Raw genomic sequence first — 12,867 nt, forward strand, 5'->3', positions numbered from 1 at the left:
GCGATTGTCTCCCATGTCGGCTAACAATCGTTTGTAAGTGTCCCAGCTAATCTGCTTTAGCAAGACTCTTCCTTCGGTAGGTGCGTTGGCGATCGGTGCGGTGGTGGTCATCGGAATATCTGCTCCATGCGACGGAAATCTCGTTCCACTTCCACCCACAGGGATCGGTTATGCGGGTCGGTGCGGAGGGCTTTTTTCAAGTATAGCCGAGCTTTTTCCAATTCTCCTTGGGCGATCGCGTGGCGTCCCCAGCGCTGATAGGCGATCGCCAACCATTGTTGGATTTCGCGATCGTGGGCGATGCGTTGGGCCAGTGCTTCGACTAAGGCAACGGCGCGGGGAAACCGTTTGTCTTTGAGCAATTGCTGTAATTGCAAATATCCGCGCTGTTTGAGAAGTTCTTCCACATCGGTGAGTCGAGGATTGTTGCGAAAAAATGGATCCTTGGGGGTGACGTGGGTTTTGGCGGATCTGCCGGATGTGGACACCGGCGAGGGGGTAGGGGCGGGGGTGGGAGAGGGTTGGGGCATTTCAGCCGCAGGTTTGGCCACGGTGAGCAGGAACTGATACGCCTGGTGCAGTTCGATAAATTTATCGTGCGCTCTTGCATCGGGGTTGACATCGGGATGAAACTGCCGTGCCAACGAGCGATAGGACGCCTTCACCTCTTCCAAGGTTGCGCCTGCATTCAAACCGAGTATTTTATAGCACTGTACAACATTCATCGCAATAACAATGGCAGAACTCTTTCGATCGAGATTCTGCCATTGTTGTAGCATTCCGGATAGTGGGGAACCCCGACCTCTGAGGAAAATTAAGCCGCGATCGCGGAAAATTAAGAATTGAAAATTAACCCATTCTCAATTCTTAATTTAATCTCCGCTTAGGAGGGGCGGTCTTCAATCACGCGATCGATGATGCCGTATTCCTTGGCATCTGCCGCCGACATGAAGAAATCGCGATCCATGTCCTTCTCGATTTTTTCCAGGGGTTGATTGGTGCGATTCGCGTAAATCTGATTCAGATTGCGGCGAATTCGCAAGATTTCGCGCGCCTCAATTTCAATGTCACTGGCTTGACCTCGGGTGCCACCAGAGGGCTGGTGGATCATAATCCGAGAGTGGGGCAGTGCCAGACGCTTGCCTGGGGCACCGGCAGCCAGCAGGAAGGATCCCATCGAAGCCGCCAGACCGACGCAAATGGTCACCACATCGGATTTAATGTGCTGCATGGTGTCATAAATTGCCATGCCAGAGGTGACGTAACCGCCGGGAGAGTTGATGTAGAGAATGATGTCTTTGCCTGCATCGTCAGAATCCAGATACAGCATCACGGCGATGACTTGATTCGCCAGTTCATCGTCGATATCTTTCCCGATGAAAATAATGCGCTCGCGATAGAGGCGGTTGTAAATATCAATCCACTGGGTATAGGTTTCCCCCGGCATCCGGTAGGGAACTTTTGGCACACCAATCGGCATTTTGCGCTCCTCTATTATACTATGTACTGCGTGGGTAAGCCAGTCTAGTGAGATGCTGGAGGCTTACGCATTCAACATCCACACTGTGCGTTTCAAGATTAGCTGACGCCGGCGGGCAAGGGCTGCGCCAAGTCTTTGGTTTCCAGAACGCGATCGATCAGGCCGTATTCTACAGCATCGTGCGGGGTGATGTAGAACATCCGATCCATATCTTTGATAATCTTTTCTGGAGGCTGGTCGGTGTTTTGAGACAAGATATCGATCGTGGTCTGCCGATTGGCCAGCACTTCTTTGGCTCGAATTTGAATATCCGAGGCTTGACCGCGAGTGTAGGCTTTCGGTTGGTGCAGGACGATGGTAGCATTGGGCAGACTGGCGCGACACCCTTTGGTGCCGGCAGAGAGCAACATCGCCGCCATCCCCATTGCCGATCCGATGCAAATGGTGTGAACCGGGGGCTTGATGTATTTGATGGTGTCGCAGATGGCAAAGGCTTCGGTGTCAAAGCCAATCGGATCGCCACTGTAACTCGAGGTGCCGGTGGAGTTGATGTAGATATTGATGGGTTTTTCTGGGTCGTCGTACTGCAGGTAAAGCAGTTCGGCGATAATCAGTTCGGTCACGGCGGGCACCAAGGGCATCCCCAGATAGACAATCCGCTCCTTGAGCAACAAGGAGGGTAAATCTGGGGGTGGTGTCCGATATGAGGCGTCCCCGTAATAGGGCGATTGAACTGCCTTAATGGGTGAGTTCATGTCCAGTTTTTGCTTGCAATCATGGCTGTGTCTCTATTTATAGTAGCGTGTCCCTGCCCGGGGCGCTGCAAAAATTAAAAATTGGGGATTGGGGATTGGGGATTGGGGATTGGGGATTGGGGATTGGAGAACTTGAAGAGGTCAGAAGGGATCGAAATTGAAGGGAGCATATTGCGGGTTGTTAATGAACGATGAGCCAGAGCGATCGCATTAGCTGTGGGGACGAGGGTTGTGCCACAATCCAAATAGCCCCAAACTTCACTGGGAACCCAGAATCAACAGCAGTTTTGACATTGCGAGGAGGAAATTGCAATGAAAGTCGATTTAAACCTGGCATTGAACGATTCGAATCTCGATGCCGGTCAGGCGAGCAACCAGCGTCAGCTTTCGATTTCCGTGTCCGCGATCGGCACTGGGACAGAAAGCGCGGTGCCCCTGAACCTGTGCCTGATTCTCGACCATAGCGGTTCGATGGAAGGGCGACCCCTGAAAACGGTCAAAGAAGCAGCCTACGGACTGATCGACCGACTCAACCCGGGCGATCGCCTCTGCGTCGTTGCCTTCGACCACAGAGCCAAAGTCATCGTCTCCAACCAAGTTATCTCAGACACCGAAAGCATCAAAAAGAAAATCGACAAACTAAAAGCCGACGGTGGCACTGCGATCGATGAAGGCATGAAAAAGGGCATCGAGGAACTGAAAAAAGGAGCAAAAGACACAGTTTCCCAAGCCTTCGTCCTCACCGACGGCGAAAACGAACATGGCAGCAACGATCGCTGCATCAAACTCGCCGTGGAAGCCGCCGCCGCCAACTTCACCTTAAACGCCTTGGGATTTGGCGATCACTGGAACCAAGACGTGCTTGAAAGACTCGCCGATGCTGCTGGGGGTGCCCTCTCCTATATCGAACATCCAGAACAGGCAGCGAACGAATTTGGGCGGTTATTCAACCGGATGCAGTCCGTAGCCCTAACCAACGCTTACCTGCTGCTGAAACTGATGCCGAAAGTGCGTTTGGCCGAACTCAAACCCGTAGCCCAAGTAGCACCGGATACCATCGAACTGCCAGTGCAAGCCGAAAACGGAAAATTGGCCGTGCGCTTGGGGGACGTGATGAAAGACGTGCAGCGGGTGGTGTTGGCGAATCTGTACGTGGGCAAGTTAAGCGAAGGCATCCAACCGATCGCGCAAGTGCAAGTGCGCTACGATGACCCCGGCATCGGCAAAACCGGCTTGCTCTCGGATCCGATCGCGATCTCGGCCAACGTCCTGAGTGCCTATCAGCCGGCCTTGAATCCCCAGGTGCAGCAGCACACCTTAGCCTTAGCCAAATATCGGCAAACCCAAATTGCCGAACAGAAAATGCAGCAAGGCGATCGCGTGGGTGCGGCCACCATGCTGCAAACAGCGGCCAAAACCGCTTTGCAAATGGGAGACCAAGGCGGCGCAACGGTCCTGCAAACCAGTGCCACTCAATTGCAAGAAGGCAAAGAACTCTCCGAGGGCGATCGCAAAAAAACCCGCATCGTCTCCAAGACCATCTTGCAATAAAAAAGCCCCTGGTTCAGGGGGGAGCGTTCTCGACGTTGCCCGCTTCAAACCTCGGTTTGACCGGGAGAGTGCTCATCAAAAGCCACTGCCCCGATTTTGCCGAAAGCCAGGTAAAATCGGGGCAGTGTAATTAAAAGCAGGACAGATTTTCACGCGCATAGCAGGAGCGATCGCGAATTATCGGGTTAGGCAATAACTGAAGCATGAGGGCGAGCAAAAATCATCCGTCCGGCAGAGGTCTGCAAAGCAGAAGTCACCACCACGCGCATTTCGTCGCCGATATGCTTGTTGCCTTCTTCGACCACCACCATCGTGCCATCTTCTAAATACCCCACACCCTGGGAATCCTCCTTCCCTTCTTTGAGAATTTTCAATTCCAGGCTGTCTCCGGGCAGATAGACCGGACGCACGGCTTGGGTCAAGTCATTGATATTGAGAACCGGCACTTTCTGCACGGTGGCGACTTTACTTAAATTGTAGTCATTCGTCAGCAGGGTGCCGTTAATTTCTTGGGCGAGGCGCACCAACTTGGCATCCACGGTGTGCAGGTCTTCGTAGTCTGCGGAGTGGATGGCGATTCGTTCGGCGTAACTTTCTTTAATGCGGTTGAGGATATCCAGACCCCGACGCCCGCGCACTCGCTTGCGATCGTTGGAGGCATCGGCCACCATCTGCAATTCCTGCAACACGAACTGCGGGATCAAGATTTGCCCTTCGAGAAAGCCGGTGCTGAGCAGGGCTTCGATGCGACCATCGATAATGCAGCTCGTATCCACTACTTTCGTGGCGGCAGGCTTCAGGGTGCCTTCAGCAACCAACATGGTTTCCACGCTGTTGGGATTGATCAGCCGCAAGAAGGCTCGACCGTGCGTATCCGCCAAGGCGATCCCCAGGAAGGCAAACATGACGCTGCCGAGGATGGCGGCGAGGGGTTTGATGAAGCCTAATGCGGGGGAAATGGGCAGGAGGAACACCGGGGCCAACATCAAGTTGGCGACTAGAAGTCCCATCACCAAGCCGATCGCCCGGGTGATGAGCAGGTCGATGGGCATGTGCCGCACTTGCTTTTCCATGCGCCGATAGGTGGTTTGCACGGATAATCCAAACGCACCGCCAATTAAGGCTGCAAAACCGGCGGTTACAGAACGCAAGCCGTCGAGATTCGTTACCTGGTCGATCGCACCAGCGGGGAGCAGTTCGATGCCGTAGAACCCGATCCCCGCTCCTGCTAAGATAAATGTCAGAATGATGATTGCATCAAGCATGGTTGCAAGCCTATTCGATAAAAGGTACAACTCCTGATTTCTCCTAGGGGGCTTTGCCATCGGAGGAGATTGTCATCGAGGAGTTCTGGAAGCCAACGGTAGAGATTGATTTTTAGCAGACCTTCCTATTATACTGGGAAGGTTTTTAGGCCGAAGCCGTTTTCCGCTGGCTCGTTGTAATTTACCAGAGTGTTTGGTATCGCTGAGAATCGAAGTTCCAATTTGTTTGAAACCCCGATGGAAGGGAAAAGGGCTGAAATTCCGACTTCAGCTTATCTTCACATTCCCTTTTGCCGTCGCCGATGCTACTACTGCGATTTTCCGGTGTTCGTGGTGGGCGATCGCCAGCAGGGGGAAAATTCCCGCCCGATCGTCGAGTATGTCGCGCTGCTGCAAGAAGAAATCAACACCACCCCGAGTTTGGGTCAACCCCTCACCACGGTCTTTTTCGGAGGTGGCACGCCATCGTTGTTGTCGGTGGAGCAGTTAGACCGGATCCTAACCGTACTCGATCGCCGATTTGGCATCGCCAAGGATGCGGAAATTTCCATCGAAATGGATCCGGGTACCTTTGAGCGCCAACAATTGGCCGGCTATCGCGCGGCAGGAATTAATCGCGTCAGTTTGGGCGTGCAAGCATTTCAAGATGAACTGCTCGCCGCTAGCGGGCGATCGCACAACTCTGCTGACATTCTGACAGCCCTGGAGTCGATCCGCCAAGTGGGGATAACCAACTTCAGTCTGGATTTGATTTCTGGACTACCTCATCAAACTTTGGCCCAGTGGCAGCATTCTCTAGAAGCTGCAGTGGCGATCGCTCCGGTCCATATCTCCAGTTACGATTTAATCGTCGAACCGAAGACTCCTTTTGCCCGATATTACCAACCCGGTGTGGCACCGTTACCCAGCGACGACTTGACCGCCGAAATGTACCGTCTCGCCTCGCAAATTCTCTCTGATGCCGGATATCAACACTATGAGGTCTCTAACTATGCCTTAGCGGGGTATGAGTGTCTGCACAATCAGGTCTACTGGGAAAATCGTCCCTATTATGGCTTTGGCATGGGTGCGGCGAGTTATGTGGGGGGGAAACGCTTCACTCGCCCCCGGAAAACGCGCGAATATTATGCCTGGGTGGAGCGGTTGAAAGCCAATGGCGGGGCGATCGACTGTGCCGAAACCCCCGCCTCGGAGGTGATGTTGGAAAGCCTGATGTTGGGGTTGCGCTTGGCTCGAGGATGGAATTTAGCCACCCTGAGCGCCCAATTAGACCGGGAAACTCGCGATCGCATTTGGACTTCCCTGCAGCCCTACGCCCGCGCCGGATGGCTGCAGGTGGTTTCCGAAACCGGTGCCCCCATTACCCTGCCCTCCCGAACCGCTTTGCCCCCCTCGGGATGGCTCAGACTCACGGACCCAGAAGGCTTTTTGTTTTCCAATACGATTTTGGCCAGCGTATTTAGCGCCTTGGAATAATCCCCCCGCGCCCAACCCCGAGGAAAAAACCGATTTTGTCACCGATTCTTGACAAATCGCGCCGATTTGGGGACCCTAGGCGGCGGGACAACCCAGTTTAACAATTGCCAATTGCCAATCTAGTCCGGAAGAAGGGGGGAACTTTGCCCGGGTAACAGCACTCACCTGGGTATCGAGTCTGGGATGCAGCAAGGGCACCGAGCCGTTTTAGAGCCGTCAGCCCGCCTTCGGCTTTGCTGCCAAAAGTTTCTATTATCCCCAACTCACTTCGCTACATCAATCCGTAAATATACGCAGATAACCTCGGGATAATATAAGCCAAATTCGAGCGAATCCGCGAACGGAGTCCGTAAAATTACTAGAACATCAACCGGGGCGACCCCCTTCTTTACAAAAAATTCATAAAAAGTGGCCGAGAGGATAAAGATTCTGTAAAATAGAGAAAAATTTTCGTGGAATCCACTGAAAACGGTTCGAGATATGTCAAACTAAATCTCAGTAAAAACCGAGGGGCGCGATTCAACCCCAGTCGCATGGGGATGACACTTGTTCTGTAGGGGGCAAGATGGAACGTCTGGGATGGGAACGCGCCAGTGGGAACGCTGGGCGGCCACAACGTACCCAACGCGATCGCTCGCAGGTAACAGGTGGGGCTTTTGCCCGCCCTTCCCAGAATTTATACCTAGGTACAGTCGATCCGTCACGCTTTACCGAAGGATGGTGGAATAGGTTGGTGTAGAAAAAACCCCAGGGGGACATCACCGTGGTGAATCCGGGAAAACGCCAACCAACCTCCTCATAGCTGGCGGTAAGTGAGCCTTATCTTCTGCGATTTTAAAATTTACGAATACGGGAGTTAATACTTATGGTTGACATCACAGTAGCAATTCCAACCTATAACGGGGAAAAGCGCTTAGGAGAGGTACTCGATCGCCTCAAGAGTCAGGTGGGGACGGAACATTTCTCCTGGGAAGCGATCGTCGTGGACAATAACAGTACCGACAACACAGCAAAACTGGTGCGGGAATATCAAGCGCAGTGGCCCGCACAGATACCCTTACGCTACTGCTTTGCAGCGGAACAAGGTGCAGCCTTTGCCAGACAACGAGCTGTAGAGAAAGCCAACGGCAAATTAATCGGATTTCTCGATGATGACAACTTACCCGAACCAAATTGGGTAGCGGCGGCGTATGAATTCAGCCAAAACCATCCAGAAGTGGGGGCATTTGGCAGTCAGATTCACGGATACTTTTATGAAAACACCGCGACGGACAAAGTTCCGGATTCAATCAAGCGAGTCGCCTGCTTTTTAGCCATTATAGAACGGGGGGATAAGCCCCATCGATACGATCCGAGACATAAAATTCTCCCGCCGGGAGCGGGGGTCGTGGTGCGGAAAGAAGCCTGGGAAAAGCACGTTCCGCCCCGGTTGTTTTTGAACCATAAAGGAAAAGACGCCGGATTGGCCAGTGAAGATTTAGAAGCATTATTGCACATTCAGAATGGCGGATGGGATATTTGGTACAATCCGGCAATGGTGGTTCACCACAAAATCCCGAATTCGCGGTTAGAAAAAGACTATTTGTTAATGCTGGTTCGCTGTGTAGGTTTGAGCCGAAATCGCCTGCGGATGATGACGTTAAAAAGCTGGCAAAAACCCTTAGCATTTCCAGCGTATTTGGCCAACGATTTGCGACGGTTGGTCTTGCACGCGATAAAATATCGCCCGGATAAGGTGCAGGATACGGCGACAGCTTGCGAACGGGAATTGTTAACCAGTTCGGTGATGAGTCCGTGGTTTTTGTGGAAACATCAGTGGTTAAATTCCGAGTTGGGCGATCGCGCTACAGTGCTGCAAACCGAAGCGAGTGCGCGACAAATTGCCGAAGCGTTTGAAGAAGAACGCTTTCGCCTGCATTCGCAGCGGGTTTATCCCCTCAAAGGCGATCGCGACGACTTCGAGCATAGCGAAATCCTTTTACGTCTGGAAGATAAAACTGGCAAACTGCGATTGCCCGGAGAATTTCTCCCCCCCACAGAACGGCACAATTTGATGCGAACCATCGACCGCTGGGCAATCCGAACCTTATGCGAGACAATTGCCCACACCGGAAGCAAACCGAGCGGTGTGCTTTACGAAATTAACCTGTCGGAGGCGAGTGTGAATGACGAGGGGTTTGTGAATTTCCTGCAACGGGAATTTGCCTCTCAAAACGTTTCGCCAAAAATGCTGTGTTTTGCGATCGGCGAACGAACCGCGATCGCGAATTTAGAGAAAGTGGCGCGCATGATTCGGCAATTAAAAGCCATCGGATGTCAAGTGACCTTAGATCGGGTGGGTAATCGGGGGTCTCGCCGGGAAGCCCTGGAAAAACTGTCGGTGGATTACCTGAAGATTGATGGCAACTTAGTCAAGAGCATGCTGCAAAATCCACTCCATTGCGATCGCCTGCAAAAAATCAATCAGGTTGGCCAAAATTTGGGCATGAAAACGATTGCCCACTGTGTGGAAACGCCGGAACTGTTAGAAACCACTAAAAATATCGGATTTAATTACGCCCAAGGATTTGGCATTGCTCGACCGACTCCCTTTGGATTGACCTGCCAATTGCCGCTTGATTTGCATTCTTTAAATTGGAAATCGGTAAACCCGCACAATTTGGCAACAGCACAACAAATGAGTTAAACCCACGCGCCGATTCGATAAGAGTGAAATTTGCAACAAACATGGAACAAATCGATTTCACCGTGGCTATTCCTACTTATAATGGGGGAAGCCGCTTAAGGGAGATTTTAGACCGACTGCGATCGCAAATCAACGGCGAATCCCTCTGCTGGGAAATCTCGATCGTGGATAACAACAGCCAAGATAACACCGCCAAGTTGGTGCGCGAGTATCAAGCCAACTGGCCCGATGCCTACCCATTAAAATACTGTTTTGAATCCCAACAAGGACTCGCATTTGCTCGTCAAAAAGCCATTGACGAAGCTCGAGGAGAATTGGTCGGATTTCTAGACGACGATAACCTGCCGGATTCCAACTGGGTATGGGCGGCTTACTGCTTCGGAAAAGCGCATCCGAAAGCCGGGGCTTATGGCGGTCAAATTTACGGCGAATTTGAAGTAGAACCGCCGCCGGGATTTGAAAGAATTCAATCGTTTCTTGCCATTAAACAGCGAGGTTATCAACCGCATTTATACGACCCGGAACGGCTGAGTTTACCTGCTGGGGCGGGGTTAGTGGTTCGCAAACAAGCTTGGGTCGAAAGCGTACCGCGCCGCTTAGCGCGTACTACCCGAGGGGGAAATGATTTTGAAATTTCGATTCACATGCACGATGCGGGGTGGGAAATTTGGTACAATCCGGAGATGAAAATCGCGCATAAAATTCCTAAGTCGCGACTGGAGAAAGAGTATTTAATGTCTCTGTCGCGAACGGTGGGGTTATGCGTCTGCGAGCTGCGGACGCTTCATGCCAAACCGGGGCAAAAACCGATTATTTTTGCCAAAATTATGCTAGGAAGTTTGCGCCGATCGCTGCGGCACTTTCTGCGGTATCGCGATCGGGTGAGAACCGATGTGGTGGCAGCTTGCGAGATGGAATTTTTCTTGAGTAGTTTTGCCAGCCCTTTATATTACTTAAAAAATTCGCTTGGGTCAAGGAGTTTAAAATGAGAAAATCGGTCATTGCGATCGGACTGGATGCAGCGGATCCCGACCTCATCGAACGGTGGATGGAAGGGGGACATTTGCCGAACCTGCGACGCTTGCGCGATCGCGGAGCCTACGGACGATTGACCGGCATCGACCACTATAAAGCCGAAACCCCTTGGACGAACTTTTTGACCGGTTGTGTGCCGCAAAAAACCGGCTATTGGGGCGGAATTCACCTCCATGAAGGCACCTATAATATCGAAAATGTGGGGGCGTATGACTTTAAAGAATATCCGCCGTTTTATGCCTTAGGGAACGATTACCGAGTGGCGGTGTTCGACATGCCGAAAGGCACCCTTTCCGAGGCGGTGAATGGGATTCAAGTGTTGGCATGGGGAGCGCATTCTCCCGGAACCCCCAGTCATTCGCGACCCGATCGCCTGTTGTCCGAGATAAACCAGCGCTATGGGGAACATCCGGCCCTGCACAAAGATCATGGAGAGTGGTGGGATCGGGGTTATCTCACACGCCTGCGCTCAGCCCTGCTGACCGGGATTTCCCGGCGCAAGGAGATTTGCCGGGACTTAGTGCGACAGGAGCCTTGGGATCTGTTTTTAACCGTGTTTGGCGAACCGCACTCTGCCGGTCACGACTTTTGGTTTATGAGTCAACCGGAGCATCCTTTGTATCGCGATCGCCCGCAAGATTTGTTCAGCACCGATCCGTTGCTGGAGGTGTTTGAAGCTGCCGATCGCGCGGTGGGAGACATCCTCGCCGAGGCACCGGCAGACAGTTATCTGGTGGTGTTTTCGGTACATGGTAGCGGGAATAACACCACTGATGCGGCGAGTATGTTCTTTTTAGGGGAGTTGCTCTACCGATTTAATTTTCCCGGAAAAGTGGCGATCGCCCCGGGAAAAACAGGCACCACCCCGCCACCGCCCATTTTAAAGGCGCGACGGAAAACCTGGAGTGGAGAAATCTGGCAGCGCAAGTTCGATCCCAACCCCTTGCGACGTTTGTTGCGACAATATCTGCCCACGCGCTGGCACGAGTGGATCGATCGCTATCTCGGCGTGGTGCAAACTCCGGATTTAGCCTCCTCGGAAACCCTGAAAGCACAAGGGGATCCGTTTTTCTGGCAACCCGTGACCTGGTATAAGCCATTTTGGCCGCAAATGAAAGCCTTTGCCTTGCCCAGTTTTTCCGAAGGATATATCCGGATAAACTTAAAAGGACGGGAACCGCAAGGCATCGTCGAACCCTCCGAGTATGAGGCGCTATGTGAGAATTTGACGCAACATTTGTATGCGCTGCGGAACCCGCGCACCGGCGATCGGGTGGTGAAACAGGTCATCCGCACCCGGAAATCCGCCAGCGATCGCGATCCCAAACTCCCCAGCGCCGATTTGGTGGTGGAATGGCAAGAGCCCCCGGCAGATATTATGGATAGTCCCGCTTTCGGACGCATCGGACCGGTTCCCCACCGTCGCACCGGCAGTCATCGTTCCCGAGGGTTTCTCATGGTCGAGGGTGAGGGAATCGCCCCCGGTTCTACCTTGCCCGACGGAGATGCGATCGATTTAGGGCCTACGATTTTAACCTTAATGGGCGCACCGATTCCCGATCGCTTGCAAGGGAAACCCCTGCTGGAAATCCCTGTTTCTACCGTTGCTCCCTCGTGAGCGCGCCCTGTAGTCAAATCCCCCTCGTTGAAAACGTTTAACCCGATGGGTAGATTGTGTACTGCTCACCCTACCAATGGGGGGTTGCGTAATTTATTTTATCGTGAATTCGCACCAGCCAAAGCCAGCAATAACATTAGAAAAATAACCCGAAGTGTATTATGAGTGTGGCTAATTCTCAGCGTTTGAATTCAGCGCAAAATCAACCAGGAAAAAAAGGGAAAATAAGTCGGCGTTATCGGGTGGCGATCGCGCTTTTGTCTCCCCTTCCCTTATCCGTAGGAATGAAACTGCGAAAGTGGTTTTATCCGGGAATTTTTGCCCGGATGGGAAGCAACGTGCAAATCGAACCGAATGTGGAATTTAACCAAACCTATTGGATAGAAATCGGCGAGGGAACCTACATTCGCTCGATCGCTTCCATCGCCGCCGATGGCAAAAACAGTTGGATTAAAATTGGCGATCGCGTCAGTCTGGAACGGGGGGTAGATATCAGAGCGCATGACGATGGATATATCGAAATCGGCGATCGCACCCGCATCGGACCTTACACCTGTTTGTCGGGTCGTCACATCAAAATCGGACAAGACTGTTTGATTGCCTCCCATAGCGGAATTTATGCCAACAATCACATTTTCACCGACCCCGATCGCAAAATCAACCAACAAGAGCGGTCTTACAAAGGAATTGCCATCGAGGATGATTGTTGGCTCGGGAGTGGTGTTAGAATTACCGATGGCGTTACGATCGGTCGCGGGAGCGTCATCGGTGCAGGGGCCGTAGTGACGAAAGATATTCCGCCTTATTCTGTCGCCGTTGGGGTTCCGGCGAAAGTGGTTTCCCTGCGAAAGAAAACCCCGGAAAATTCCTCTGAAACCCGGTAACGGCGCGCGCCACCCGGGGGGAAATAATTTCTGGCAAAAGTATCGGAAAAATCCCACTAAAGGATGATGCATCGCGGTCAGGGTTTGCCGTAAAACAGTGTCAGGGAAGGCGATGGA

General features: G+C 52.4%; 10 protein-coding genes. 6 read left to right on the forward strand and 4 right to left on the reverse strand.

The annotated features are described in order from the left end of the window. Positions 1–107: 107 nt before the first annotated feature. The 3 genes from AC0QH1_RS12635 to AC0QH1_RS12645 form a co-directional block, all read right to left on the reverse strand. The gene (locus tag AC0QH1_RS12635) at positions 108–725 is read right to left on the reverse strand and encodes a J domain-containing protein (protein WP_324631493.1); all 618 of its coding nucleotides are present in this window, start codon (positions 723–725) and stop codon (positions 108–110) included. Positions 726–883: 158 nt separating this feature from the next. Then, complete coding sequence (locus tag AC0QH1_RS12640) at positions 884–1,480, reverse strand: ATP-dependent Clp protease proteolytic subunit (protein WP_324631494.1); 597 nt, start codon at positions 1,478–1,480, stop codon at positions 884–886. A 98-nt stretch (positions 1,481–1,578) separates the two neighbouring features. Beyond that, positions 1,579–2,235, reverse strand: a complete 657-nt coding sequence (locus tag AC0QH1_RS12645; RefSeq protein ID WP_324631495.1) for an ATP-dependent Clp protease proteolytic subunit — start codon at positions 2,233–2,235, stop codon at positions 1,579–1,581. Between the two features lie 312 nt (positions 2,236–2,547). On the opposite strand from AC0QH1_RS12645, the gene AC0QH1_RS12650 reads away from it, so the two are divergent. Then, the gene (locus AC0QH1_RS12650; protein WP_324631496.1) at positions 2,548–3,786 is read left to right on the forward strand and encodes a vWA domain-containing protein; all 1,239 of its coding nucleotides are present in this window, start codon (positions 2,548–2,550) and stop codon (positions 3,784–3,786) included. Positions 3,787–3,971: 185 nt separating this feature from the next. On the opposite strand, the gene AC0QH1_RS12655 is transcribed toward AC0QH1_RS12650, so the two are convergent. Then, entirely contained in the window at positions 3,972–5,051 is a 1,080-nt protein-coding gene (locus tag AC0QH1_RS12655) for a PIN/TRAM domain-containing protein (protein ID WP_324631497.1), read from the reverse strand. Positions 5,052–5,288: 237 nt separating this feature from the next. Here AC0QH1_RS12655 and hemW point away from each other — a divergent pair, with 237 nt between their 5' ends. The 5 genes from hemW (at position 5,289) to AC0QH1_RS12680 (ending at position 12,750) form a co-directional block, all read left to right on the forward strand. Then, positions 5,289–6,527 (forward strand): radical SAM family heme chaperone HemW, encoded by a 1,239-nt coding sequence (gene hemW / locus AC0QH1_RS12660; RefSeq protein ID WP_324631498.1) that lies wholly within the window; start codon positions 5,289–5,291, stop codon positions 6,525–6,527. Between the two features lie 865 nt (positions 6,528–7,392). Further along, positions 7,393–9,213 (forward strand): hormogonium polysaccharide biosynthesis glycosyltransferase HpsE, encoded by a 1,821-nt coding sequence (hpsE, locus tag AC0QH1_RS12665; protein WP_324631499.1) that lies wholly within the window; start codon positions 7,393–7,395, stop codon positions 9,211–9,213. Between the two features lie 41 nt (positions 9,214–9,254). Then, positions 9,255–10,202: a hormogonium polysaccharide biosynthesis glycosyltransferase HpsE gene (gene hpsE / locus AC0QH1_RS12670; RefSeq protein WP_324631500.1), complete on the forward strand. Its 948-nt coding sequence runs from the start codon at positions 9,255–9,257 to the stop codon at positions 10,200–10,202. Beyond that, positions 10,199–11,866, forward strand: a complete 1,668-nt coding sequence (locus AC0QH1_RS12675; protein WP_324631501.1) for an alkaline phosphatase family protein — start codon at positions 10,199–10,201, stop codon at positions 11,864–11,866. The genes hpsE (AC0QH1_RS12670) and AC0QH1_RS12675 overlap by 4 nt, the downstream gene beginning before the upstream one ends. A gap of 161 nt (positions 11,867–12,027) precedes the next feature. Further along, on the forward strand, positions 12,028–12,750 hold the full coding sequence (locus AC0QH1_RS12680) for an acyltransferase (RefSeq protein ID WP_324631502.1): 723 nt from the start codon (positions 12,028–12,030) through the stop codon (positions 12,748–12,750). Positions 12,751–12,867: the final 117 nt, after the last annotated feature.

It is taken from the genome of Phormidium sp. CCY1219 (assembly GCF_055795085.1).